This is a genomic window from Nostoc sp. (genome assembly GCF_036917235.1).
Lineage (GTDB): Bacteria > Cyanobacteriota > Cyanobacteriia > Cyanobacteriales > Nostocaceae > Nostoc.
This window is the reverse complement of the sequence record NZ_JBALDU010000105.1, coordinates 15,176-42,083: the sequence shown is the minus strand read 5'-3', so window position 1 is coordinate 42,083 and position 26,908 is coordinate 15,176. Positions and strand designations below refer to the sequence as shown.

The following is a 26,908-nucleotide window of genomic DNA, read 5'->3' as shown; positions in this document are numbered from 1 at the left end:
CTTCTTTACTACCCTACAACAACAATTCTTATACTCGGCACTCATAACTCAGCACTCAGCACTAATTTTGGTTGAGAAGCTTTAACTTTTATTGACTTAAACTTTACTCGGTTCCCACCCAAGAGTATGATGACTTCCTAGTTATGCAAATAAACAACTGTACAAGCCGCTTCGTTTTGTACAAAGAACTTCTTGTTTTGTAATAAAAGGAAACAACTCTATGCGACGATTGTTTGCTTTGATGTTAGCGATTAGTCTTTGGTTCAACTTTGCCCCCCCAGCACAAGCTTTAGGGGCTAATTTGACACCGTGTAAAGACAATGCCGCTTTTCAAGAGCTAGCAGCTAATGCCCGTAACACCACCGCCGATCCCCAATCAGGGAAAAAGCGGTTTGAGCGTTATTCTCAAGAACTGTGTGGTCCTGAGGGATATCCCCACTTGATTGTTGATGGTCGTCTAGATCATGCTGGTGACTTCCTGATCCCTAGCATTTTGTTTCTATATATTGCTGGTTGGATTGGTTGGGTAGGTCGTGCCTATCTGCAAGCAATTAAAAAGGAATCTGACACTGAACTAAAAGAAATCCAAATCGATCTTGGTTTGGCACTACCTATCATAGCGTCAGGCTTTACTTGGCCAGTAGCAGCAGTCCAAGAACTTCTCTCTGGAAAATTAGCAGCCAAGGATACAGAAATCCCCATTTCCCCACGCTAAATCAGCTTAACTAATTCATTCGTTTTGGAGACTAAATTCATGGCAGACAAAGGCGATCAATCAGCTTATTTGATTAAATTCATTTCCACAGCGCCCGTGGCCGCTACGATATGGCTGTTCATCACAGCAGGTATATTGATTGAATTCAACCGCTTTTTCCCCGACCTACTTTTCCACCCACTACCATAAGTGTCAAATGGAATTTAGGACTGTTGAATCAATGTCTTGTTTTTTGCCTAATATTGTGTAGTTGATTTTTTCAGCTTAGTTAGGCAGAATTATCACTAAAATAGCCGGCAAAAATAGTTTTTTGAAACTCGTGATACTGTTTACAGATCGCGAGTTTCACGGTTTTAAAATAAGCTAAATTAATTTTTCTAAACTTCCTAAACAAAATGCTTCTTGAGCGACAATTATTATTAATATAAAAATGCCACCATTTTAATTTAGAGGCGAACATAAAATATGGCACAAGCAGTAGATGCATCAAAGAATCTTCCTAGCGATCCTAGAAATCGGGAAGTTGTTTTTCCAGCATTTGGCGATCCACAGATAGGCAACCTAGAAACCCCGGTTAATTCTTCTCCCTTGGTCAAGGGGTTTATTAATAATTTACCTGCTTATCGCCCAGGTCTGGCTCCTGCTAGACGCGGTTTAGAAGTTGGTATGGCTCATGGTTACTGGCTATTTGGCCCCTTTGCCAAATTAGGTCCACTGCGGGACACAGATAATGCTAACTTAGCTGGGTTACTGTCAGCCATTGGCTTGGTTGTAGTTCTCACAGGCGCTCTATCGCTGTATGCAAATAGCAATCCACCCAAAGCACTTCCCAGTGTTACCGTACCCAAGCCTCCAGCAGATGCTTTTAACTCTAAAGAAAGCTGGAACAACTTCGGTAGTTCTTTCTTGATTGGTGGTATTGGTGGTGCAGTAGTTGCTTACTTTTTGACTAGTAATTTGGCACTAATTCAAGGTCTATTTGGTTAATTACTAGGAGTTAGGAGTTAGGAGTTAGGAGTTAGGAGTTTAAATTCATGACTTCTAACTCTTAACTCCTAACTTATTTAAACAAAACAGCTTCAATATCATTTAAAGCAGTTTCAAAATCGTCATTAACGATTTGAATATCAAATTCATCTGCGGCTTGAATTTCTTCTTGGGCGCGGAGCAGACGACGGGCGATCGCTTCTTCAGAGTCTTGGGCACGAGAGCGTATTCGTTTCTCTAATTCATCAAAGGAAGGCGGTAAAATAAAAATGCTGAGGGCACTGGGGAAAGAAGCACGAATTTGTCTTGCCCCTTTTAGTTCAATTTCCAGCACCACCAACTTACCAGAATGAATTTGGTTAAGTACAGCTTCACGGGGTGTGCCGTAATAGTTACCAGCAAATTCTGCCCATTCTAAAAATTCACCTTCAGCAACTAATTGCTCAAACTTACTGCGGCTGATAAAGTAATAACTTTTGCCATCGATTTCCCCTGGACGGGGAGAACGAGTTGTCACGGATACGGAATAATAGAGTTCTGGATGACGCTCTAGGAGCGATCGCATTAAAGTGCCTTTACCGACCCCACTGGGGCCAGTTAAAACAATTAACCTGCCTAAATGTAAGCATTCTTCGGTAGTCGCACTACTCTGGATGGGTAAAACTGGCATCATCCCTTCAACCTGTGAATCAATCAATACATATTATTCATTAGTCTTGTGTTCCTGGTCTAGTGCACTAGTGACTAAAGAATTTGTAGCAAGAGTGACAGAAAATTTGTCTAATTCACATAGTACTACCGATACGGTGCAAAGAGGAGTGGGAAAAATCCACTGCTAGTCAATTATCTACAGTTTGATGCTCGCGAGAAATCACAAAGCGATTCGCTACCGTTTCCGGCTGAATCGCTGACAAAATTACGTGGCTCGAATCGGTGATAATTACAGCTCTAGTCCGACGACCGTAAGTTGCATCAATCAGTTGACCTCTGTCTCGTGCATCGGTAATAATCCGCTTAATCGGGGCAGACTCTGGACTGACAATGGCAACTACTCGGTTGGCAGACACGATGTTACCAAAGCCGATGTTTATTAACTGAATGTCCATAAAAAAACTGACGCTAAACGCGGTTTGATAAAGCTTGAAATAAACTTCTTTCCATGTTATCGCCAAAAAACAGGAGTTACAACGCTTAAATTCAAGCCAGTGTAGGTTTTTAAATAATGTCTCCTTCTTTTAGCTATTTATCAGCTATTTTTCCTAAAAATATTCCTAAAGATACAGGTGTAATTCGGCTGATCCAAGCTAGTTAGATGATGTATTTTTATCTTTATGTAAAGAGACTAGTACCGCAAAACGGAATTCAAAATTCAAATGGTGGTAAATAATCTACATCTAAAATTTGCTCAATGCTATAAGGACAAGTTTGCGGAAAACAATTCAATCCACTTTTCTTTTTTGCTTGTCGTAGCGCATCAATGTAGACTTCTTCAAGCACTGTGAGCAGATAGTTGTAGAGGTTTTTAGATTTAGTTAATTTCCTGAGTTCCACCCGAAAATTATCAATTTCCACTTCCCAATGATTTTTACATTCAGGCAGGCTCCAATGTTGATACAAAAGCAAATGTTTGAGAAGTTGCAGTAAATAACTTTCGAGCTTGTGCTTCTGTTCATTACCCAATCTTTCAATCTCCTCAATCAAATGATCCCAATCAAGATACTCTAAATCTCTTTCTTGCAATTGTTTCAATGTAGTTTCTAACCACAAGTGGTAATCCTGTTTATAGAGAATTTGAGTAAGTATTTTAGACATTATTTAATATTCTCCTAATTTACGAAGATTTGGAATTAGGTTTTATTGACGTAAACTTCCAGCTTCACAATCGCGCAACCAAGTTTTAACTCCTTGGGCAACAGTGCCGTTACTACTATCGCGTGGCGGAGATAGTGGCTGCTGTTCTGAATGGGAACCAACTTGAGAAAACATCATTACTAGTTGCCAACCACTTTGAGTTTTAGTCAATAACAGCCAGTGAAATTGTTGCAATTCTACAACTTTCTTACTTATGTACTGCCGCTCCAAGGTAGTAAAGAAAACTTGCTCAACTCCTGATGCAGCGCTTTTAAATGCATCTGCACTATATTCTTCAAGGTTAAGGGGCAGAGGAATAAACTCAGGTCTTCCTGCCACTAACATATAACTGTAAACCTGACTGCTTCTACTGAGGCGGCGGGCGCGTTGAGTAGCACGATTGGTATAACTAGGTAATTTTTGTAGTAGCTGTATAGTTAATGTTTCTAAATTTTGCTCAGAACACAAAGACCTCGCGCCACTCTTGACATTTTCCCTTTCTGCTAGTGTCGAGGGTTTAGGGGTGGGGTTTATCGAGAAGGCTGGGTAAGCAAAGCTATTTGATACTACAACCCAGAAGCCACAAGCAAACAGGAAACTATAATTTTTCTGACTGAGCGAAGAGGCAAGATTGTTCTCCCCTGCGCCCTGCACTCTGAGTGTCTCACTAACTCTTAGCTTCATGCCACCGTGGTTAACTCCTCAGAAATCCTCTTCCAGGCTAACTCAGGCTCAGTAGCAGTGGTGATGGGACGCCCAATCACTAAATAATCTGCACCAGCAATAATTGCTTGGGCTGGAGTGAGCGATCGCTTTTGATCGCCAATATCAGCCCAAGTTGGTCTAACTCCCGGACAAACAAGTAAAAAGTCATTTCCACAAGTTTGTCGTAGCTGTGCCACCTCTTGAGGCGAACAAACTACCCCATCTAAACCAGATTCCTGAGCCAGCAGGGCCATTTCTAGAGCATATTCTGGCAATTCTAGGGGAATCTTTAAATCAAATGCCAACTGCCGAGCAGAAATGCTCGTTAGCAAAGTAATCGCAATTAACTTTGGTGGCTGTACACCTGCTTTTGCAGCCCCTTCCTGTGCCGCCTCAGTTGCGGCTTTCAGGGCATCTCTACCAGCAGTAGCATGAATTGTCAGTAAATCCACTCCGTATCTAGCTGCACTCCGGCAACCACCAGCAACGGTATTGGGGATATCATCAAACTTTAAATCCAAGAAAATGCGCTTTTGCCGAGACTTTAACACTTCCAGAATTTTCGGGCCAGTGCTGGTAAACAACTCTAAACCGACTTTCCACCAAACCACTTGCGGGAGTTGATCTATAAGAGCGATCGCACTTTGCTCATCCGGCACATCCAAAGCCACAATAACTCGTTGTTCTAACTGTTCTCTATTGCCCATTCCCTACTCCCCACTCCCCATTTAAGGCACTAAGCGCACAAACTTATTTTTCCCAACTTGTAAAACTTTACCTTGTAATTCACTAGGAGCAGCGAAAGTAGTATCAACATCAGTGATGCGATCGCCATCTAGGCGCACTCCACCCTCTTGAATTTTCCGCTTTCCTTCTCCCGTACTTTTGCACAAGCCAGTGACATTGAGAATATACGCTAACTTCGTAGGGAACTGCTGCACGCCAGCTAGAGAGAATTCTGGAACTGCACCTTCCTTACCGCCGCTTTGGGCTGCAACTTTTGCCTCTTGGGCTGCGGTTTCACCGTGGTACTGTTTGACAACTTCCCATGCTAAGAGTGTTTGGCGATCGCGAGGATTTTCTGGCAGTTTATCCAAAGGTAAATCTGTCAACAATTCAAAATACTGTTCCAGCTGTTGATCGGGAACTCCTTGCAACTTTTGATACTTCTGTCCTGGGTGTTCTGACAATCCGATATAATTACCTAAAGACTTAGACATTTTTTGCACGCCATCTGTGCCAATCAAAATTGGCAGCAGCATACCAAATTGGGGCTTTTGACCAAAATGGCGCTGCAAATCTCTACCTACAGCAATGTTAAATTTCTGATCGGTGCCACCTAATTCCACATCTGCCTCAACTGCAACCGAATCAAAACCTTGCATTAACGGGTACAGGAACTCATGGATAAAAATCGGATTCTCTTTTTTATAGCGATCGGCAAATCCTTCTTTAGCTAACATCTGCCCCACCGTCATCGTAGAGAGTAACTCTAAAATTTTCTCTAAGTTGAGCTTAGAGAGCCATTCGGAGTTATAGCGCACCTCTAACCTTCCTGGTGTGTCAAAATCCAAGATAGGACGTACTTGGTCAAGATAAGTCTGGGCATTTTGGGCGACATCTGCTTCTGTAAGCTGGCGGCGCACCTCAGATTTACCAGTTGGATCGCCAATACGGGCTGTAAAATCGCCAATAATTAAAACTGCTGTATGACCTGCATCTTGAAATCCTCGCAGTTTTCGTACTGGTATGCTATGACCAAGATGAATATCAGTACCTGTAGGGTCAATTCCCAATTTGACCCTTAAAGGTTTGTCTGTAGTTAGTAAGAGCCTTTCTAGACTTTCGCTGTTAACATCAGTTGATTGTGGGAAAACTTCTACTACACCACGATGCAACCAAGCAAAATCTTGCGTCATACTAAGAGACTCATTATTAGCTATGTTTTGCACACTAGAAGTTAAGTTGGTTATAAACACTTGCAATTTATCCGCTTTCTCATCTGCCAAACTACTATAATTGCAAAAAATTAACCGCCTTGCTTCGTCCAATCAATTACAGTTAAATTTATAAGTGAGGAAGTGAAATCGCCGTGTCGTCTTCTAGGACTTTTGAAGATAAACAGCCACAACGTCGGGCTTCATCAGGTTTTGAGTTTTTGAAAGGAGTTGGTCAGGTAACTGGCGGTACTCTGCTCTCAATTACCATGTTGGCAAGTTCCATTGTAGCCGGAGGACTGGTTGGTTTAGCCATTAGTTTCCGTAATTTGCCAGATGTAAGACAGCTACGTAACTTCTTTCCCTCAGAAACAACTTACATCTATGACGTTAAGGGTAAACTTTTAACGAGTATCCACGGGGAAGCTAACCGAGAAGTCGTACCCCTGGATAGAATTTCCCCGAACCTAAAACGGGCAGTATTAGCAAGTGAAGATAGTCACTTCTACGATCACCACGGTATTAACCCCACTGGTGTTGGCCGCGCTATAGTAGTTAACGCTGTAGCAGGTGGAGTCAAAGAGGGTGGCTCTACTGTTACTATGCAATTGGTAAAAAACCTGTTTTTATCTCAAAAGCGTGCCTTTACCCGCAAGTTAGCGGAGGCAGTGCTAGCAATCAGGTTAGAGCAAATTCTTACCAAAGACCAAATTTTAGAAATGTACCTCAATCAAGTTTATTGGGGTCATAACAATTATGGTGTACAAACGGCAGCCCGCAGTTACTTTAATAAGTCATCAGAATATTTAACCTTGGGCGAGTCAGCAATGATGGCGGGTTTGATTCAAGCACCAGAAGAATTCAGCCCCTTTGTGAGCATGAAGCTGGCAAAACAGAAACAAAAAGAAGTGCTAGGGCGGATGCTGGAATTAAACTGGATTAACCAGTCAGAGTATGACAATGCCCTCAAGCAGGAAATCAAACTTGGGAGAATCAAATCCTTTCAAGGTAGTGCCCTACCTTATGTAACCAACACCGTAGCGCAGGAATTGGCTAAAAAGTTTGGGCGTGAGACACTACTCAAAGGTGGGATGCGCGTGCAAACGACAGTTGATGCCAAGTTCCAAATAATGGCAGAAGAAACCGTCACTAAGTGGCATAAAACACTTTTAGATCAAGGATTATCTAAGAACCAAATGGCTCTGGTGTCTATCGATCCGCGCACACATTTTATCAAAGCACTAGTGGGCGGTATAGATCCAAAGATCAGTGAATTCAATCGTGCGACTCAATCTCAACGTCAGCCTGGATCTTCTTTTAAACCATTTGTATATTATACTGCTTTCGCTACTGGTAAATATACGCCAGACTCAACGGTGGATGATTCTCCAGTTAGCTATCGAGATGGTAACGGTTGGTACTTCCCCAGAAATTATGATGGGAGTTTTAGGGGATCGATGGCAATTCGTACAGCTTTAGCCCAGTCACGAAACATTCCTGTAATCAAGATTGGTAAGGCTGTGGGGATGAATAGAGTGATCGAAACTTGTCGTACCTTGGGTATTATGAGTCCGATGGAACCTGTTACTTCCTTGCCTCTTGGTGCAATTGGTGTTACACCTCTGGAAATGGCTAGTGCTTATGCCACATTTGCTAATTATGGGTGGCAGTCACCACCAACTGTAATTGCCCGTGTCACCGATAGTAGTGGTAACGTATTGCTAGACAATACGCCTAAACCACAGCTAGTTCTCGATCCTTGGGCATCAGCCGCAATTCTAGATGTGATGCGATCGGTAATTTCTGAAGGTACTGGTAAAGGTGCTGCTATCGGTCGTCCAGCTGCGGGTAAGACGGGAACAACATCATCAGAAAAAGATATTTGGTTTGTTGGTACTGTGCCACAGTTAACAACTGCGGTTTGGGTAGGAAGAGACGACAACAGACAACTAGCTGACCATGCAACAGGTGGTGTTATGGTCGCTCCCATCTGGAAAGATTTTATGGAGAAGGCGCTTAAGAACACGCCAGTAGAAAACTTCAAGCCACCTTCCCAGTTTTCTCGCCCCAAGTCACAATAATTTAATTTGAGATTTTGAATTTTGGATTGCCAATGAATCCAATATCTGTCTGGGAAAGTTGGAACGTCGATTTCCGGCGATCTGACTTTCCGCAAAATCTAAAATTGACTAGGGCTGTTTTTCTAGCTCGGCTTTCATCCGTTCTAAAGTGAGGTGCATTTGGTCAAACATTTGTTGCGGGGTGACACCGAACTGACCTAATTGCGTTTTCAGTTGTTCTACTGTCATTTGTGCCATGAAATCTTCTGATAGCTCGAAGCGCTTCATAAAGATGCGGTACCGATCCATCATGGTTTCCATTTGCTCAATAAACAGCTTTTTACCATCGCGGTCAAATTTGCCGTAGCTGTTGCCAAGCTTGATCAGCGCTTGATAATCCTCAAACAGCTGTTTTGCTTCTTGCTGAACTATTTCAGAATCGAAGAATCCCATATTGCTTATATTAAACTGAGCGCCCAGACTCAGTAGCTTAATAGTTTTACTTCTATTTATTATTTTAGTCTAGGGGAGTAATCTAGTCACGAAGCTTCGGTTTTGGTACGGTTTGTTACCGAAATTTCAACACTTGACTTGAGAACTTTTCCCCTTGTTAAATCGACTTAATAAAGTCGCAATACTCAGAGCTTTAGCCATTGATTTCGGATTGGTATTTTCACCCGGTTCAATTTTCAGTCTGATAGCGTATTTCAAAGCTAGTGAATCTTGCGGGTTAAGTTTTAATGCTTGACGGATGTAGACCCTGGCCATCCCAATAAATTTCTGTTTGAGATGTACTAAACCTAATAAGGCATAATAGTCGCTATTATTTGGCTCTAACTTGATAGCATCGCGCAGTTCTTGCACAGCTAGGGCCCAATTGGCTAGCCTGACGTACTCAATCGCTCGCTGGTAGTGACGTTGAGCGTAGTTTGTCAAAACTGGTTCGACATTAGTTTTTTCATTTAATGTCAATTCAACTGGCTTGACTTCTACTTCCGGGATGATGGGAACAGCTTTTTGCGGTAGAAACAGGTCAGGTTTATGCAACTGTAAATAAACTAAATTCAGTATACTAATTTGTTGTGTAACTTGATAAAACTGATGGAGTGATTTGTATTGAGCTTCTGCATAGGAGACGATCGCTTCTTCATAAAACAATTCTGCTTGGGGTGCAGACATTTCTCTAAGTTCTTGAGCTATGGCACTTTTCCCACACAAAGCTTCCTGCTGTAATACTCTTGCGTCCGATCGCAGCATGGCTATGGCAATTAAACGCTTGTGTCGATTTTTGACTTGTTCGTAAGCTGGATTGATTAAATGGCTAAGTATTGCCGTTGCTAATTCTTGGTCTGGATTGCAGCTTTTAGCATAGCGATCGGGATGTAGCAGTTTCGCTAAAGTATGATAGCGTTTAAAAATCTGGCGATCGTCAGCACTCACAGAAATTCCTAGCACAGCGTAAGGATCGCAAAGCTGTTTAAACCATTCTGGCGGTAGGAAGGTCTGTGACATTGCAGTAATCTGATCCGTTAAAAACTTAAAATTAACATCAAAGCTCAATGCACAGTCATGTGAAACTTACTCAAATTTCTTCAAATATTAAATTGTGGGGCTTACCACCCAAAAGTCGGAAGGACAAAACAGGGTGGTTGACTAAAATGAGTGAGTTTTGAATTGTCTGTGTGCCTTTTGGCTGTCTTATTGTAGGAACTATGGTATTCGTATATTTATTAGAAATATGTTAACTAAGCGCAAAAGTCGAAGTGTTGCCGCTGTTTTAGCTTTTTCTGGGACGCTAACAATTTCAGGATTACATAAATTCTACCTGGGACAGCCTTTGTGGGGTGTTTTGTATGTGTTGCTTTCCTGGACGCCGATTCCCAAGGTAGCTAGTGCGATTGAGGGAGTTTGGTATTTAGCTCAGGATGAAGAAGCTTTCGATCGTAATTTTAATCTAGGCAAGTCAGCGGCAAGAAACTCACAAAAAGCGATTAATCAGGTAGGAGCGATCGCTGACGCAATGCGGGAATTAGATGCTCTGCGCCAGGATGGACTGATTTCAGAGTATGAATTTGAGCAAAAGCGCCGCCAATTGCTAGACCAGATTTCTTGAGGTAAGCAACAATCATGAATAATTGGCTACCTTTAAATTCCAGACTGCAAAAACTTCGCGCCAAGCTTCTCAACGATCCCTACTATCGCCTACAATCTGGGGAAGAAATTCAAATAGCGGCTCAATTAGGTATCCGCATTGATGCCAATCAAGCGACTGTAGATGATTGGTTACGCCTACCAGGTTTGTCAATTCACCAAGCGCGATCGCTTGTGGAACTTTCACATTCGGGTGTGAAATTTTACTGTATTGAAGATATCGCTGCGGCTTTGGGTATACCAGCGCCGCGCTTAGAGCCATTAAAGCCTCTGCTGAATTTTATTTACTATGACCACGAATCTTTAGAAAATCCTACCCATTTACTCAACCCGAACACAGCAACCGTTGAAAAATTAGCACAAATTCCATTTATAGATTTGTCTTTAGCGGAAGCAGTGGTGCAAAATCGGCAATCAGCCGGGCCTTACCGCAACCTGGCTGATTTCCAGCGGCGGCTGGAGTTAACTGGTGATGCGATCGCCCAGATAATGTATTATTTGAGATTTTAAGTTAGAAGTCTTAAAATAACTCCTAACTCTGGCAATTTTGGATTGAAAGAAAAATCCAAAATCTAAAACTGATTAAATGAACCCAATGCGATCGAGAGGCCAAAAGCGAAACGTTGCCCGACCGATGACATTTTTTCTGGGTAAAAAGCCCCAATAGCGAGAGTCATTACTATCGTTGCGATTATCTCCCATAACAAAAAATTCGTCTTCTGGGACTTTTACCGGTTGGTATGGCTGATTTGGAGGTTCCGCGATGTAGTCTTCTGCCAAGGGTTGACCGTTAAGGTAGACTTTGCCAGAAGCAACACTAATTACCTCACTAGGCTGGCCAATAACTCGCTTGATAAACGCTTGGTCTTTAGGATATCCTCGACGTTGTAGTTCTACGGGTGGCTGAAAAACAATAATATCGCCAGTTATGGGAGGGTGAAAATGGTAGGAGATTTTTTCAACTACCAAGCGATCGCCAGTATGTAAGGTGGGTAACATCGAGTCAGAAGGTATATAGCGCGGTTCGGCGATAAAAGTCCTGATTAAGAATGCCAAAGACAGTGCGATCGCAATTAAAATCAGATTTTCTTGCCAACTACGCCATACTTTTAACGACGCACGCTCTTCTTTTGCATCACTTTCGTGAGGAATCATAAAAGTTTCTAGCCAGTTTCAGAAGTGAGACAAATACTTTGATTATTTTGACTCAAAAGGTATATTAATAGGAAAACAGGGTTTAGGCTCAACCTATACAGACATTAAATAATACACTTATCCATTTACCAAAGATAAGCAAAAGTACTGTAAATAAACTATGACTTGTCTAAGGTAATATAAGCTAATAATTAGGATTGCTAAATAGATTATTAAAAATAAAAATTCTAATTGCTGTAATTATAAGGCAAGTTATGAGACGATTATAATTTTTTTTACTGCTAAAGAAGCTAGTTACAGACTGCTAGAGCGATACAAGCAGTAGGTTTTTTCTTTAAACAGAAAATTGGTCGTAGAGTTGCAAAATAGATATACCTCATGTTTGACAGTATGTACCTCACTTTACTGAAAAAAGGCAGAGGCAGTCTTGCTGGAGATTGAGTTGCAAAAAAATATATTGTGGTCTGTATTCTTAAGTGATATTACATAAATTTAACCAAAATATAAATGTATGTTTAAATGCACAAATTTGCTTAAAGTAAGCATTTTTAGTAAAATATACTACTTTTAAAGATGAAATATAGACTTTATTGTTCAATAGATAGATGCCATGCTATTGTGATTTTAATCACTGGCCTATATATACGAAATTAATTTCCGTAATTACACGGTGACAGTGCATATTAAACTGTACTATTAATTAAGATATAAACATACTTAACGATCGAGAAAAACATTCACAGATAAAAAGCTACTAGCAATTTCGGCTAAAGTATCAGCATCCGAAAGAGAAGTAAGCTGCTGATAGAATTATTTTTGTTGAATGAGTCAAAGGTGACTAGATTTAAAGAATAAATGCCCCTTGGCAAGAAGAAACTATATTGAATCAATTTTCGTCTGCTCTATTTCATAGAAGGTACAAGGTAACATTCTGTCAGTTTAAAATTTAACTTTTTCTTAAAAAGGAAACAATGGCAACAGGCAGTAAAATATATCCTATCAAGAATAGAACTAATAGTTTACCAGACTCTTTTTTAAAGAGATACCGCCCTTTTAAGTAGTTTTGTATGTTAATCAAACAATTCGCTTAAGTTGTAAATTATACAGTTTTACTGTCAGAAAGTCTGGCTAAAAGTGCAAATTATAGGTATGACAACTGAGTTCATCTTATTTGAAAAGCTATAAAACTTGAAAAGATACAGCACTTCCGGCAGCTATGAGGTACGTCCTAAAAGCTGAAAGCGATGATAGGAGAGGGGCGAGAATAAAACTATATTGCATAATAGCCGGAAGCGCTGTAATGCTGCCTTAGCGGTGAACTGAAAAACAGCAACTAATTCATAACTCCTATTTAAGAGGATTTTGGGGTGTGGTTAATTATCTGATTGTGTTCCTCTCCTTCTTAGAGCTAGCGGTAAGAATGTGGAAGCGCAGAGCTTCCCTTTTGTGACTGGGTTGAAATTAAACAGTACCAAGTATTGTATATTCAACGCTGTCCAAATCTAGAGAATATAGATTTTAGTTAAAGCAATATAGTCTGTCTTATCAATTCTGAATTCCCGTTAGTACCAATTCTAATTTTCATGATTACCAGAAAGCAACTGGTATCTAAATATCTAATAAAAATGTGCTATAACGTACCGTCATAACCGTGGTGATGGTTCGATCTTTGAAGGAGCTTTGAGGTGGAAAACAATAAGTCATTTCTGTGGCCAGAAGGAATATTAATTGCACTACTTGCTTTAGGTGGTGTTTTTAGTCTTGCGTTTATGATGCTTCTAAGACCAAATGCTTCGGATGCTCAGAGTAGACCTATAAATATCAAGGATGTATCTGCAAACGTAGGAACTCAGCAGCGGCTTGAGAAATTAAAGGCGGCGATGCTTACAAGTTGGCAGCAAGAAGCACAAACGAAGGGTCTAGCCTACCCTATACCATCACGTTTTCAAGGGGAAATCATTAAGGCTGCAAAACTTACTCAGGGTGAGAAAGTGATTGCTCTCACCTTTGATGATGGCCCTTGGCCTGAGACTACAGAGCAAGTGCTAAGTATTCTGAAATCAAATAATATCAAAGGGACGTTTTTTGTAGTCGGGCAGAACCTAAAAAATTATCCAGAGTTAGGAAGGCAGATTGTCGTTCAAGGTCACGTCATTGCCAACCATACTTGGCATCACTGGTATCACTTCTTTAATCAACAAGCAGCTGCTTTTGAAATTGAGCGCACAACAGACTTAATTTATCAAGTTACAGGTGTCAAAACAAATCTATTCCGGCCGCCTGGTGGCATCATGCACAATGGATTAGCTGGTTATGCTAAAGGGCAAAAGTATGCTGTGGTGATGTGGTCGGCTGATTCCACAGACTACAAGTTACCAACTGTACCAAAATTGATCGATAACGTCATTAAAGATTCTAAACCTGGTGGAATTGTGCTAATGCATGATGGTGGTGGTAATCGTTCTAGAACTGTGCAAGCTTTACCAGAAATTATTAGCAACTTTAGAAAGCAAGGCTATCGCTTTGTTACTATTCCAGAACTTTTAGAAATAGAAGATGCAGACCAAAAGTTGATTGCTAACAAAAAGCAATAATTATTAATTATGGTTAATTAGTTAATAGTAAGCGGCTAAAAACTAAAATTCATTATTATGGATATTTTGGATTATTCTTTGGGATGTTCGACGGAGCTATTACAGGAGTGTTTTTAATTAAAATTATCAAGCATACGCTGCCGTAAATCCTTGGTAGGCACAATTAATGAATTGTGCCTACTTCATTTTAATTCCGATGTCTAATGACTAGTCACTAAACTGAACTCAGTTGTTTTTTCAGGATTAGCTTCTGCACTATCAGCTTCAGAAGGCGGAACTAACTGCCAGAATTTCGGCAAAAATTCTTGCCAGTTTTGCAGAATTTTCTTCGCCTTTGGTGAACCAGTGCGTTCTGCATGATTTTGGATTAATTCTTGCAGTTGTTTTGCACCTACTTCGGTAATCACCCGCTGAATTTTGACAATTTCTGGGTTGACTAACTCACGAAATGAGTCGTCTTCATCCAAGAAGTATGCCAGTCCACCAGTCATGCCAGCAGCTACGTTACGTCCTACTTTGCCGAGGACGACAATTACACCACCAGTCATGTATTCACAACAGTGATCCCCAGCGCCTTCAATCACTGCGATGCCTTTGGAGTTTCTCACAGCAAAGCGTTCTCCTGCTAGACCATTGGCAAATAATATGCCGCCAGTAGCACCATAGAGGCAGGTATTGCCAACTATCACGTTTTGTGATGCGTTATAGGTAGCATCCGTTGGAGGTTTGATGATTATTTCACCACCATGCATCCCTTTACCTACATAGTCGTTTGCTTCTCCTTCTAGGCTCAGAATTATGCCTGGGAGGTTGAAAGCACCAAAGCTTTGCCCAACACTACCTGTGAAGTTGAGATTAATTTGTCCTTCAAAGCCACTGTCACCGTATTGAGAAGCGATCGCACCCGCTAATCTTGTGCCTACTGTTCTGTCAGTATTGATAATTGGGTAAGTCTTGGTGACAGTAGATTGATCCCTAATAGCAGCCTGAATGTCAGGATCGGCAAGGAACTTGTCATCTAAAACTACGCCGTTGCTGTGGACTTGTTCATGCACCAACCAGCTACGATTGTCTCTGCTATTTGGTAGCTGAAGTAAACAGTCGAGATTTAGCGATCGCGTTTTGGCAAGATTTACCTCTGGGCGCAGTTTTAACAAATCTGCACGTCCAATGATTTCTGACATAGAACGGTAGCCAAGTCGGGCTAACAAACTCCGCACTTCTTCGGCAATAAAGTAGAAGAAGTTGACAACTTGTTCCGGTATTCCCGTAAACCGCTTGCGGAGTTCTTCTTTCTGAGAGGCAACACCGACGGGGCAATTATTTGTATGGCAGATCCGCGCCATGATACAGCCTTCGGCAATCATGGCAATAGAACCGAAACCGAATTCTTCACCGCCCATCAATGCACCTATTACCACATCCCAACCACTCTTGAGTCCGCCATCTACGCGTAAAATCACGCGATCGCGCAAGCTATTTTCCATCAAGACGCGATGCACTTCGCTTAAACCCAGTTCCCACGGTGAACCAGCATGTTTAATCGAACTGAGTGGCGATGCACCTGTACCACCATCATGTCCAGAAATCTGGATAATATCAGCATTTGCTTTCGCTACACCAGCCGCGATCGTGCCAATGCCAACTTCTGAAACTAGTTTCACCGACACCTTTGCTTTGGGGTTAATTTGGTGCAGATCAAAAATCAGTTGTGCTAGGTCTTCAATCGAATAAATATCGTGATGCGGTGGTGGCGATATCAGCGTCACACCTGGTTTGGAGCGTCTTAACATCGCAATGTATTGGCTCACTTTCGGCCCTGGCAGTTGTCCACCTTCCCCAGGCTTTGCACCTTGGGCAATTTTGATTTCAATTTGTTTGGCGTTAACTAGGTACTCTGGGGTGACACCAAAGCGTCCCGATGCAACTTGCTTAATGGCACTATAAGCTCGATCGCCATTCCGTAAACCTTTTAAATGAGGTAGGGTTGGCGAGTGACCAGACTCGTCTACATCATCTAAAACTGTGTAGCGCACTGGATCTTCGCCACCTTCTCCAGAATTTGATTTACCGCCAATGCGGTTCATGGCGATCGCTAAAGTTTCGTGGGCTTCTCTTGACAAAGCGCCTAAAGACATACCGCCTGTGCAGAAGCGTTTGACTATTTCATATACCGATTCCACTTCTTCTAGAGGAACCGACGGGCGATCGCCTTGGAAATCTAGTAAATCTCGCAAAGCTGTTACTGGTCTACCTTGGAGGTGCTTTTTGTAAACTTCGTAGTGGTCGTAGTTTTTGCCATCTAGAGCCTTATGCAGCGCCTTAACCATTTCGGGGCTATTCATGTGGTACTCGCCGCCAGGACGGTACTGCACAAAACCCAAGTTTTCTAACTTTTTGGTCGTTAGTTCTGGGAAAGCTTTGACGTGGAAGGAAAGCACTTCATCAGTAAGTTCGGTAACACTCAAACCACCGATGCGGGAAGTCGTCCCACGGAATCCCAGATCGATTAAATCTCCACCGATGCCAATAGCTTCAAATATTTGGGCTGCTTGATAGCTGGAAAGCAGAGAAATTCCCATTTTGGAGAGAATTTTCAGCAAACCCGACTCTACTGCTTTACGATAGTTTCCTAAAGCTTGTTCTAGGGTGAGGGTGGGAATTTTTTGCACACCCATTAACTTTTGAGTTTTGGGATCGGACCACCAATCACGCACCGTATCTAAAGCCATGTACGGGCAAACTGCGCCAGCACCATAGCCAATCAGACAAGCAAAGTGATGGGTACTCCAGCATTGGGCGGTATTGACAATCAGGGATGTTTTCATTCGCAACCCCTCACGAATCAGATGGTGATGCACCGCACCCACTGCTAACAAGGGAGGAATGTAGGTATATTCTGTGTTGATACTGTCATTGACCCGATCCCGATCGCTTAATATTAAAATCCTTGCACCTGCCCGCACTGACTCAGCTGCTTGTGCTTGCAAAGACTGCACTGCGGCTTTCAATCCTTCTGGACCGTTGGCGATCGCAAATAGGGTTGACAACTCAGCCGTGGCAAATCCTGACAGCTTAATCGCCTCTAATTCACTATCAGTTAACACTGGCGATTCGAGTTTCAATCTCCGAGCATATTCTGGCTTGGGTTCTAATAAGTTACCTCGTTCACCCAGTTCGACTTTCAGAGACATCACTAGCTTTTCCCGCAAGGGATCGATCGCTGGGTTCGTCACCTGAGCAAAGCGCTGTTTGAAATAGTCATAAAGCAGGTGGGGCTTTTGTGACAGCACCGCTAAGGGAATATCATCACCCATGCAGAAAGTCGGCTCCGAACCTGCGATCGCCATTGGATGAATCACCATTTCTACATCTTCTGTGGTGTAGCCAAAGGCAGTTTGACGCTGAAGTAAGGTTTGCTTGTCAATTTTGCCACTTGGACTATGCCCGTTACCATTTTCAGCAGCCAAATGTCCATTTCCATTCACATCTGACGATTGACTACTGACAATTTCTTTGAGTTCTTGACGGTGCTGTTGCAACCATTCCCCGTAAGGATACTGCTTGGCGATGCGCCCCTTTATATCCCAATTCTTCAGCACTTCATGATTTTCTAAATCCACGGCAATCATTTGCCCTGGGCCGAGTCTACCTTTCTCGACAATATCGGCTTCTGGGAAATCCACCACACCAGCTTCCGAAGCTACAACAATGTAATCATCTTTGGTGATCGCGTAGCGAGCTGGTCTTAAACCATTACGATCTAGTGTTGCACCAACTTTTTTGCCATCGCTGAATACTAAAAGTGCTGGCCCGTCCCAAGCTTCTTGCAAACCACTGTAATATTCGTAGAAATCAACAATTTCTGGATATTCACGTAAAGAAGGCTGATTTTGGTAAGCTTCTGGAACCATAATCATTAAAGCTTCCAAGGGGGTGCGTCCAGAGCAAACCAGCAATTCCACTACGTTATCTAGGGTAGCTGAGTCGCTGTTATCAATGTGAACTAATGGTTTAAGTTCCTGGATGCGATCGCCCCATACAGGATGATTCAGGCTAGCTTCTCGTGCCATCATCCAGTTGATGTTACCCAATAAGGTATTGATTTCGCCGTTGTGACCCAAAAGCCTCATCGGTTGCGCTAGGGGCCATTTGGGCATGGTATTGGTACTAAAGCGGCGGTGATAAACAGCAAAGGCGCTTTTGTAAGCTGGATTTTTTAAATCGTCATAAAAGCTGCCCAAGACAGCGGAACGCACCATGCCTTTGTAGACAATTGTGCGACTTGACAACGAACAGATATAAAATTCTTCTGAGATGTTAGTTGCAGCTTTACTAATTCGGCGGCGGGTAATGTACAACTGTCGTTCTAATTCATCACCGCTTTTGTCAACGGAAGCTAACAAAACTTGTTCAATCTGGGGCTGATTTTCTCTTGCTTGTACCCCCAGCAAATCAGATTGCACTGGCACTACTCGCCAACCCAATACAATTAATTTCTCTTCAGCAGCTACTTGCTCGACAGTCACCCTCGCTTGTTGTGCAGCTTGCTGGTCTTGTGGTAGAAATATCATCCCCACAGCTATGCGATCGCTAGATGGAAATTCCTTCCCCCTTTGGGCAAAGTCTTGTTGGAACAACTCCCAAGGAATTGCTGTCAATACTCCAGCACCATCACCAGAGTCGCGATCGGCGCTACAACCTCCTCGGTGTTCTAAGCAGGTTAAAGCAGCTAAGGCTTTTTCGACAATTTCATGGCTGGTATGATTTTGGCGATGAGCAATAAAACCTACACCACAGGCATCTCGTTCTTCTACTAACCACTTTTGCCCTTGATAGGTATCTCTTGAGTTGATATCCGCTGTGATTTTCTGGCCTTGATTCATCGGTTTATTATTCATACCCTGTTCCTGAAGTATTGAGTTACCAATTTTGCCACTACATTGTGGGAAAAAATTTCTAAATTCAGCGATGGAAAAATATATAAGCACCGAAATTTAGGGAAAAAAAATTTTAACTTCGGTTTTACTTTATCAGTTACCCCGTGTTAAAATACTTGCGTGTTTTTATGTGTTTATGCGGTGTTAGACAAGTTACCTCCGCCAAGACATTATTTTTGCCCTGACAGTTTCTTTTTTATATTTTGAAGTTAAGTATTTTCTCAATCCCTTTTTTCCAGATGCACACTAGCTACTCATAGAGCCTATTTCTTGGCTCACCTGAAACAAACAAAACTAAAACTAAACGCTGTACTATGTTCTAAAGCCAAAGTTATCCCGATCCAGCAATAAAATCAGCGTATTACAATATATACCCATTTGACAATTCCCAAATATTGTTGTTGTCTAGAATTTTGCCGCTTACCAGTTGCCGCATGTATTACTATTAACTAGACATTTCTTAAGTAATAACAGTAGCAAAATTCAGTTAGGATTAAATATCTTAATCCAATTTTGATAACTAAAACTACCGTATATAGTGTGGTTAGAATTAGTGAGAGTTAAAAAGCTTGGTTGCAGTGGCTTTAGCGTCTAAATAAATTAGTGTGTGTCTAAAAGAGATAACTAGCCAATATATAGATTACCATATTTATTCAAAAATAAAGTCATGTTTCCTTTATATTTCCAAATAATTGGTTAGTTTAAACCTTGGGTAATAGTTTTCCAAAGTACCTAGTAAATTATGGTAAAAATGCCGAATTGTTGCCAATCAGAGATTAGCGATGGCTCTGCGATCGCCCTTGGCGTTTGCAGATTTTTCCGGGCTACTGTGTCACCAATACTTTTAACAGTACTGTGCTTAACGACTACTTTTGCTACCAACGCCCAAGAGTCCCCGAAAACCACCAAATTTATACCCAGGTTGATCTCACAGTCACCTGCACCTCCTTTAACAGGTGTAGCATCCTCTGGGAATCAAATTTTCCTCAATGGTCGTACTTTACCAGGAACTTGGTTACAGCGACCTGGAAAATCTGGCCAAGTGACAACCAATATTAGTGATGGGGCATTTAGGCAATTAATTGGAGTAAATTTCTTAAACAGTAGTAATTCAGCGAAGCAACCAATACAGTGGTTTTCATCGGCGACAAAGCCACTGGTACTGACCACCAGCCTACTAGGAGCATATCGCTATCTGGATATCACTAATTTTGCTCAAACATCTGGCTGGCAAATTCAAGCTAATGGCAACACTTTGGTGATTGCTACCCCAAAAACACAAATCACAAATATTGTTCAGAGTCAGGAACCTCCAGAAGCGAGTACCCCTTTGCAACAGTCTCGGATTCTTGTCGATTTAGATCGTCCTACTCCCTGGCAAGTTGCACAAGGGTCAGCGATCGCAAAATTGCAAACTCCATCTTCCGATCCAGACACGCCAACTCCCAAAGCCACCACACCGCCAAATAGACAGTGGACAATTACCCTGGATGGAATAGCCGATCCCGTTTTGATAGAACGCTATACCCCCCAGCCACCAGTAACACCACCAACATTACTGCCAAACCTGCTCAAACAACTATCACCAGCTACACCAACAGAACCAATACCACCAGCCCCTGAACCACTGATTCAAAAAGTGGAGGTGGTGAAAAACCAAACGATTATCAGTCTGAGCGTTCCCTTTGGTCTATCGCCCCAAGTTAGTACTGTCACTAACCCCAATCGCCTGATTATCGATATTCGACCCGATCCTTTAGAAGAACGGGATATTACTTGGGCCCCAGGATTGCGCTGGCGACAGCATTATGTCAGCTTAGGCACAGAACGTTTTCCAGTGGTCTGGTTAGAAGTTAATCCCCGCAAATTTGGGCTAACCTTGAAACCTATGTGGGCTAGTCTTGATGGGCTTGCGGGTACTGCTCCCTTAATTCAAACAGCACAACGTTACTTAGCTGTCGCTGGAATTAATGGTGGTTATTTTAACCGTAATAATAAATTGCCATTGGGTGCGATTCGTCGAGATAGTCAATGGTTATCAGGCCCGATTCTGAACCGGGGTGCGATCGCTTGGAATGATTCAGGCCAATTTTACTTCGGTCGTCTCACCTTAGAAGAAACTTTAATCACGGCAAATGACCAGCGCTTACCAATTCTGTTTCTCAATAGTGGTTACGTCCAGAGTGGCATTGCTCGTTATACCCAAGCTTGGGGATCAACTTACACGCCCCTAACAGATAACGAAATTATTTTAGTGGTACAGAAAGACCAAATTACTCAACAGTTACCAGGCGGCAAAGTTGGTGCAGCTGCGGTTCCCATTCCCCAGGATGGCTACCTGCTAACTTTACGCGCTAACGCTACTAGTGCTGCCTCCCAGCTACCTATTGGAAACACAGTAAGCATTTCCAGCGCCACTACTCCAGCTGATTTTAGTCGTTATCCCCACATTATCGGGGCTGGGCCGCTACTAATCCAAAATCGTCAAGTTGTCCTTGATGCCAAAACCGAAAAATTCAGCAATGCCTTTATTGCCGAAAAAGCTATTCGTAGCGGTATTTGCACAACGGCAACAGGCACGCTGATGATTACTGCCACACATAATCGTGTCGGCGGTTATGGGCCTAATTTGGCAGAACACGCCCAATTGATGCAACAGATGGGCTGTGTAGATGCCCTAAATTTGGATGGTGGTAGTTCTACCAGCCTCTACTTAGGAGGGCAACTACTCGATCGATCGCCCAGTACCGCTGCTCGTGTTCACAACGGAATTGGTATTTTCCTACAACCACGAAAATGAGGTAATAGAAAAAAACTCAATCCCCAGTCCCAAATCCCCAGTCACTTTTTAAAGTTTAGAACAAGCTGTCATTTTGCTTGATGAAGACTTGGTGTAGACATCAGAATTTTAGTAGTGATGGTTTACACCATAAGGTTTGATTTTGCTATGTTTATCAAAGTGCGACAAAATTGCTGATTTTCAAGGTTGCAAGATAGCGCCAGATTTTTTATCAATAATTAAGAGTACCAACGGTTTGTTATGTCTTCAAATGAGGTAACTATGGCTCGATATCAAGAAACTACACAGACTGAAACTCTACACCTCCCTCCAACCATAACTTCCAGGGGCGTTGCTGCAACTGAATTACGTCCTTGGGGTGCTTTTACAGTTTTAGAAGAAGGGCGCGGATACAAAATTAAGCGCATCGAAGTTAAGCCTGGACACCGCCTCAGTCTACAAATGCACCATCACCGCAGCGAACATTGGATTGTTGTCTCTGGTACAGCTAGAGTAGTTTGTGGTGAGAAAGAAGTACTACTGAGCAATAATGAGTCAACTTATGTACCCCAATGTACATCTCATCGTTTAGAGAATCCTGGCGTGATCCCCTTGGTATTGATTGAAGTCCAAAATGGCGAATACTTGGGAGAAGATGATATTATTCGCTACCAAGATGACTATGCCCGTACCAAAGATTAAAACCAAAAGAAAGCTATTAAAGTTCTAATCCCAAAGCTGAATACATTTTTGTGTAAACCATCTTTGTAAACCAACTACTACACCCCAGAAGTCCCTACCTAGTTAAGGTGGGGACTGAAATATGTTAGTGTTATAAATGTAGTAATAGCGATCGCGCTCATGCCTTTGGTGATTTGGAATTTTGCACAAGCAAGGGTCAACCTATCTGTAAAATGGAAGATGGGGTATTCAATTGCAAAAAACGAGTTCCATGATTCATCTGAGTCAAGCAGCCGTAAGTGAGATTGGGCGAATAAAGTCCAAGCAGTCAAATGTTTTGTTTCGATTGGCAGTAAAACCAGGTGGTTGTTCCGGGTTCTTTTATGATATGTCCTTCGATGAAGCAATAAAAGTAGACGACCAGGTTTTCGACTTGGATGAGATTCAAGTGGTCATAGATGCCGCAAGCTTAAATTACCTCAACGGTTTGAGAGTTGATTATTCAGAAGACTTAATGGGTGGTGGTTTTCGCTTCCACAATCCCCAAGCGATCGCTACCTGTGGCTGTGGCAATTCCTTCTCCTTGAGTCCTTAATGATTGAACAATTAGTCAAAAAACAGATGTTTGATCCCTAAGTAAAAATAACAATTGACATAAAGCCGTAAAAAAAGATATAATCAGGATTTGTTAAAACTTAGACCATAAGCAGCTTTACGCGCTGTAACTCATGCCAACAATACAGCAGCTAATACGAAATGAGCGCGAACAAGCGCGTCAGAAAACCAAGTCCCCTGCTCTGAAACAATGTCCCCAACGTCGGGGAGTTTGTACCAGAGTATACACGACCACACCAAAAAAGCCTAACTCAGCCCTACGTAAAGTAGCAAGAGTCAGACTTACCTCTGGATTTGAAGTCACAGCTTACATTCCAGGGATTGGTCACAACTTACAAGAACACTCAGTTGTGATGATTCGTGGCGGTCGGGTTAAGGATCTACCAGGCGTGAGATACCACATTATCCGTGGCACCCTAGATACAGCCGGAGTCAAAGACCGCAAGCAAGGGCGTTCCAAGTATGGAACCAAGCGTCCAAAAGCAGCAGCGAAAAAATAGGATTAGGCGATTAATCGCACCCAACACGATTAATCGTTTACCTTAAAAACGCTCAAGGACAAAAACAAAACTATCAGGGTCTGTGTTCTAAGAGCAGTTATGAAAGCTGCTCAAGTCTGTTAAAAAAAATCAAGCAAGCTACACCTACACTAAGCGAGCAAGTGTAGAAGTTCTGAGGAGAAGGCTGTAACCCACAGCATAATTCTCATCTGAACATTAAGGTTTAGAATCTTGTCACCGTGAGTATTTAGTTGCAAGTAGCAAGTCAATGAATTTTAGATTTTAGATTTGCAATTTTGGATTGGTCGAACCCACAAGGGATGAGGCTTACAGACTTTTGATTTTTTCCAATCCTTGTGGTCGGAACGTCTACCAAAAATTCTAATCCAAAATTGGCAGTCAATAGGTCAGCCTTACTGCAACAGTCGAAAACAAAATTGAAAAAGTCTGAGGGTTGGGTTCCACAGCTTTTGGTTTCCGGTGTCTGATAGCATATAATTTCGTTGCCAAATTCCGAATTAAAGGTGAAGTATGTCTCGTCGTGGTGTTATTCAAAGGCGCCCAGTTCCGTCTGACTCTGTATATAACAGTCGCCTTGTGAGCATGATTATCAGGCGGATCATGCGTCATGGCAAGAAATCACTTGCCGCCCGAATTGTTTATGAAGCATTGAAAACTATTGAGGAACGCACTGGTAACGGTGCTTTAGAAACCTTTGAAAGAGCAGTGCGAAATGCCACGCCTTTAGTAGAAGTAAAAGCTCGGCGAGTAGGTGGAGCAACCTACCAAGTACCAATGGAAGTGCGTACAGAACGGGGCACTACCCTAGCACTGCGTTGGTTAGTGCAATATTCCCGGTCTAGACCAGGGCGGACAATGGCAAGTAAATTGGCAAATGAGTTAATGGATGCTGCTAACGAAACTGGCAATGCGATTCGGAAACGCGAAGAAACGCACCGGATGGCAGAAGCTAACAAAGCATTTGCTCACTATCGTTATTAAGTAAAAAAGCGATATATCGTCTTGCCGAAGCGGTATATCGTGGATTTACAAAAACAAAGACGGTTTTCCGTAAAAGTATAGAATCTTAACAAAGAGTAATATACAAGATATCATGAGGCAAAAACTATAGGAGGTAGCTGTGGCACGCACGATCCCGCTAGACAAAGTACGCAACATTGGTATTGCGGCGCATATAGATGCGGGCAAAACAACAACAACAGAGAGAATATTATTTTACTCTGGGATAATTCATAAAATTGGCGAAGTTCATGAAGGAACTGCCGTCACAGACTGGATGGAGCAAGAGCGGGAGCGGGGAATTACCATTACTGCGGCTGCTATCAGTACCAGCTGGAAAGATCATCAAATTAACATTATCGATACTCCGGGTCACGTAGACTTCACGATTGAAGTTGAGCGTTCCATGCGCGTGTTGGATGGCGTAATCGCAGTATTTTGTTCTGTGGGCGGCGTGCAACCGCAGTCTGAGACAGTGTGGCGGCAAGCAGAACGCTACAAAGTTCCTCGGATCGCCTTTATCAACAAGATGGATCGCACCGGAGCGAACTTTTATAAAGTTCACGAGCAAATTCGCGATCGCCTGCGGGCGAATGCGATCGCCATTCAACTACCAATTGGTAGTGAAAACGACTTCCGAGGTATCGTTGACCTAGTAGGGCAACGTGCGTATATTTACGCTAATGACCAAGGAACCGATATTCAGGAAACTGATATCCCAGAAGAACTACAAGCGCAGGTAGACGAATTCCGTACCAAGCTAATAGAGGCTGCGGCAGAAACCGATGATGCTCTGATGGCTAAGTACTTCGAGGGCGAAGAACTTACAGAACAGGAAGTTCGGACTGCCCTGCGTAAAGGCACAATTGCGGGGACAATTGTACCAGTACTTTGCGGTTCGGCATTCAAAAACAAAGGCGTACAGTTGATGCTGGATGCCGTTGTAGATTACCTGCCAGCGCCAAGTGAAGTACCGCCAATTCAAGGCTTACTGCCCAATGGCGATACTATTGAGCGGCGGGCTGATGACAACGAACCCCTAGCGGCTCTGGCATTCAAGATTATGGCTGACCCTTACGGTCGCCTGACATTTGTTCGCGTTTATTCTGGTGTCCTGAAAAAGGGCAGCTACGTTCTCAACGCTAGTAAGAATAAAAAAGAACGGATTTCCCGCTTAGTTCTAATGAAGGCAGATGATCGGCAAGATGTTGATGAACTGCGAGCGGGTGATTTGGGAGCAGCTCTGGGATTGAAAGACACCTTGACAGGTGACACGCTCTGTGATGATGGATCGCCAGTAATTCTGGAATCCCTATTCATTCCTGAGCCTGTGATCTCGGTGGCGGTTGAACCCAAAACCAAGAACGATATGGACAAGCTGTCCAAGGCTCTGCAATCTCTCTCAGAAGAAGACCCCACCTTCCGTGTCCGCGTCGATCCCGAAACAAACCAAACCGTGATCGCGGGAATGGGAGAGCTACACCTAGAAATTCTAGTAGACCGGATGTTACGAGAATTCAAGGTGGAAGCGAATGTAGGTGCGCCACAAGTAGCTTACCGAGAAACAATTCGGAAAGCTGTGAACAAAGTTGAAGGCAAATTCATCCGCCAAAGTGGTGGTAAAGGTCAATACGGTCACGTTGTGATCAATTTGGAGCCTGGAGAACCCGGTACTGGCTTTGAATTCGTTTCCAAAATTGCCGGCGGTACAGTACCTAAAGAGTACGTTGGCCCCGCAGAACAAGGAATGAAAGAAAGCTGCGAATCCGGTGTTCTAGCTGGATATCCATTGATTGACGTTAAAGCGACGCTAATTGATGGGTCATACCACGATGTAGACTCTTCAGAAATGGCTTTCAAAATCGCTGGCTCAATGGCGATGAAAGAGGCTGTGCTAAAAGCTTCACCTGTCATCTTAGAACCTATGATGAAAGTTGAAGTTGAAGTTCCTGAAGACTATATGGGTAACGTCATTGGCGACCTCAACACCCGTCGAGGGCAGATTGAAAGCCAAAGCACCGAAAAGGGACTTGCTAAGGTAACATCAAAAGTTCCACTAGCGAGTATGTTTGGCTACGCCACTGATATCCGGTCAAAAACGCAAGGTCGGGGTACCTTCACGATGGAGTTCAGCCACTACGAAGAGGTGCCTCGCAGCGTAGCTGAAACTATCATTGCAAAAAGCAAAGGGAACGCTTAGTTAAAATAAGGAAATGAG

The 26,908-nt window shown here is 42.7% G+C and carries 23 protein-coding genes; 13 read left to right on the top strand and 10 right to left on the bottom strand.

The window, feature by feature from the left end:
• The first annotated feature begins 220 nt into the window (after positions 1–220).
• From V7K44_RS30460 to V7K44_RS30450, 3 genes are all read left to right on the top strand, one after another.
• The gene (locus V7K44_RS30460) at positions 221–715 is read left to right on the top strand and encodes a Photosystem I reaction center subunit III (protein WP_334937392.1); all 495 of its coding nucleotides are present in this window, start codon (positions 221–223) and stop codon (positions 713–715) included.
• 39 nt (positions 716–754) lie between these two features.
• Positions 755–904, top strand: coding sequence for a photosystem I reaction center subunit IX (gene psaJ / locus V7K44_RS30455; RefSeq protein ID WP_094349471.1), 150 nt, complete (start codon positions 755–757; stop codon positions 902–904).
• A 276-nt stretch (positions 905–1,180) separates the two neighbouring features.
• Positions 1,181–1,702 carry a photosystem I reaction center protein subunit XI gene (locus tag V7K44_RS30450; protein WP_322671975.1) on the top strand — a complete coding sequence of 174 codons (522 nt, stop codon included), beginning with the start codon at positions 1,181–1,183 and terminating at the stop codon, positions 1,700–1,702.
• Between the two features lie 73 nt (positions 1,703–1,775).
• Here the strand turns inward: V7K44_RS30450 and gmk are convergent, their stop codons facing one another.
• The 6 genes from gmk to tyrS all read right to left on the bottom strand — a co-directional run bounded on the left by gmk (position 1,776) and on the right by tyrS (position 6,177).
• Entirely contained in the window at positions 1,776–2,375 is a 600-nt protein-coding gene (gmk, locus tag V7K44_RS30445; RefSeq protein ID WP_334937470.1) for a guanylate kinase, read from the bottom strand.
• A gap of 166 nt (positions 2,376–2,541) precedes the next feature.
• A complete protein-coding gene (gene remA, locus V7K44_RS30440; protein ID WP_041233849.1) occupies positions 2,542–2,808 on the bottom strand; it encodes an extracellular matrix/biofilm regulator RemA in 267 nt (88 codons plus the stop codon).
• Positions 2,809–3,064: 256 nt separating this feature from the next.
• Positions 3,065–3,514 (bottom strand): DUF29 domain-containing protein, encoded by a 450-nt coding sequence (locus V7K44_RS30435; RefSeq protein ID WP_334937389.1) that lies wholly within the window; start codon positions 3,512–3,514, stop codon positions 3,065–3,067.
• 42 nt (positions 3,515–3,556) lie between these two features.
• Positions 3,557–4,237 (bottom strand): hypothetical protein, encoded by a 681-nt coding sequence (locus V7K44_RS30430; RefSeq protein WP_334937387.1) that lies wholly within the window; start codon positions 4,235–4,237, stop codon positions 3,557–3,559.
• Positions 4,234–4,965 (bottom strand): orotidine-5'-phosphate decarboxylase, encoded by a 732-nt coding sequence (pyrF, locus tag V7K44_RS30425; protein ID WP_334937385.1) that lies wholly within the window; start codon positions 4,963–4,965, stop codon positions 4,234–4,236. The genes V7K44_RS30430 and pyrF overlap by 4 nt, the downstream gene beginning before the upstream one ends.
• Before the next feature lie 21 nt (positions 4,966–4,986).
• Positions 4,987–6,177 (bottom strand): tyrosine--tRNA ligase, encoded by a 1,191-nt coding sequence (gene tyrS / locus V7K44_RS30420; RefSeq protein WP_334937383.1) that lies wholly within the window; start codon positions 6,175–6,177, stop codon positions 4,987–4,989.
• A gap of 173 nt (positions 6,178–6,350) precedes the next feature.
• On the opposite strand from tyrS, the gene V7K44_RS30415 reads away from it, so the two are divergent.
• Positions 6,351–8,276: a transglycosylase domain-containing protein gene (locus tag V7K44_RS30415; protein ID WP_334937381.1), complete on the top strand. Its 1,926-nt coding sequence runs from the start codon at positions 6,351–6,353 to the stop codon at positions 8,274–8,276.
• A 108-nt stretch (positions 8,277–8,384) separates the two neighbouring features.
• Here V7K44_RS30415 and V7K44_RS30410 read toward each other — a convergent pair whose 3' ends face one another.
• Both V7K44_RS30410 and V7K44_RS30405 read right to left on the bottom strand, forming a co-directional pair.
• Entirely contained in the window at positions 8,385–8,708 is a 324-nt protein-coding gene (locus tag V7K44_RS30410) for a DUF1825 family protein (protein WP_094349476.1), read from the bottom strand.
• A gap of 126 nt (positions 8,709–8,834) precedes the next feature.
• Positions 8,835–9,767 carry a J domain-containing protein gene (locus V7K44_RS30405; RefSeq protein ID WP_334937379.1) on the bottom strand — a complete coding sequence of 311 codons (933 nt, stop codon included), beginning with the start codon at positions 9,765–9,767 and terminating at the stop codon, positions 8,835–8,837.
• Positions 9,768–9,993: 226 nt separating this feature from the next.
• On the opposite strand from V7K44_RS30405, the gene V7K44_RS30400 reads away from it, so the two are divergent.
• Both V7K44_RS30400 and V7K44_RS30395 read left to right on the top strand, forming a co-directional pair.
• Complete coding sequence (locus tag V7K44_RS30400) at positions 9,994–10,368, top strand: NINE protein (RefSeq protein ID WP_194042368.1); 375 nt, start codon at positions 9,994–9,996, stop codon at positions 10,366–10,368.
• A 14-nt stretch (positions 10,369–10,382) separates the two neighbouring features.
• A complete protein-coding gene (locus tag V7K44_RS30395; protein ID WP_194042369.1) occupies positions 10,383–10,916 on the top strand; it encodes a helix-hairpin-helix domain-containing protein in 534 nt (177 codons plus the stop codon).
• Positions 10,917–10,988: 72 nt separating this feature from the next.
• Here the strand turns inward: V7K44_RS30395 and lepB are convergent, their stop codons facing one another.
• Complete coding sequence (lepB, locus tag V7K44_RS30390; RefSeq protein ID WP_334937376.1) at positions 10,989–11,561, bottom strand: signal peptidase I; 573 nt, start codon at positions 11,559–11,561, stop codon at positions 10,989–10,991.
• Positions 11,562–13,246: 1,685 nt separating this feature from the next.
• Here lepB and V7K44_RS30385 point away from each other — a divergent pair.
• Positions 13,247–14,155 (top strand): polysaccharide deacetylase family protein, encoded by a 909-nt coding sequence (locus tag V7K44_RS30385; protein WP_334937374.1) that lies wholly within the window; start codon positions 13,247–13,249, stop codon positions 14,153–14,155.
• Positions 14,156–14,355: 200 nt separating this feature from the next.
• Here the strand turns inward: V7K44_RS30385 and gltB are convergent, their stop codons facing one another.
• Positions 14,356–19,056 carry a glutamate synthase large subunit gene (gltB, locus tag V7K44_RS30380; protein WP_334937372.1) on the bottom strand — a complete coding sequence of 1,567 codons (4,701 nt, stop codon included), beginning with the start codon at positions 19,054–19,056 and terminating at the stop codon, positions 14,356–14,358.
• A 781-nt stretch (positions 19,057–19,837) separates the two neighbouring features.
• Here gltB and V7K44_RS30375 point away from each other — a divergent pair.
• The 6 genes from V7K44_RS30375 to fusA all read left to right on the top strand — a co-directional run bounded on the left by V7K44_RS30375 (position 19,838) and on the right by fusA (position 26,890).
• On the top strand, positions 19,838–21,895 hold the full coding sequence (locus tag V7K44_RS30375) for a phosphodiester glycosidase family protein (RefSeq protein ID WP_442940726.1): 2,058 nt from the start codon (positions 19,838–19,840) through the stop codon (positions 21,893–21,895).
• A 261-nt stretch (positions 21,896–22,156) separates the two neighbouring features.
• Complete coding sequence (locus tag V7K44_RS30370) at positions 22,157–22,576, top strand: cupin domain-containing protein (protein WP_099099760.1); 420 nt, start codon at positions 22,157–22,159, stop codon at positions 22,574–22,576.
• A 250-nt stretch (positions 22,577–22,826) separates the two neighbouring features.
• Positions 22,827–23,150 (top strand): HesB/IscA family protein, encoded by a 324-nt coding sequence (locus V7K44_RS30365; RefSeq protein WP_334937368.1) that lies wholly within the window; start codon positions 22,827–22,829, stop codon positions 23,148–23,150.
• Between the two features lie 133 nt (positions 23,151–23,283).
• Complete coding sequence (rpsL, locus tag V7K44_RS30360; RefSeq protein WP_334937366.1) at positions 23,284–23,670, top strand: 30S ribosomal protein S12; 387 nt, start codon at positions 23,284–23,286, stop codon at positions 23,668–23,670.
• 531 nt (positions 23,671–24,201) lie between these two features.
• Positions 24,202–24,672: a 30S ribosomal protein S7 gene (rpsG, locus tag V7K44_RS30355; protein WP_094331156.1), complete on the top strand. Its 471-nt coding sequence runs from the start codon at positions 24,202–24,204 to the stop codon at positions 24,670–24,672.
• Between the two features lie 139 nt (positions 24,673–24,811).
• On the top strand, positions 24,812–26,890 hold the full coding sequence (gene fusA / locus V7K44_RS30350; protein ID WP_334937364.1) for an elongation factor G: 2,079 nt from the start codon (positions 24,812–24,814) through the stop codon (positions 26,888–26,890).
• The last annotated feature ends 18 nt before the right edge of the window (positions 26,891–26,908 follow it).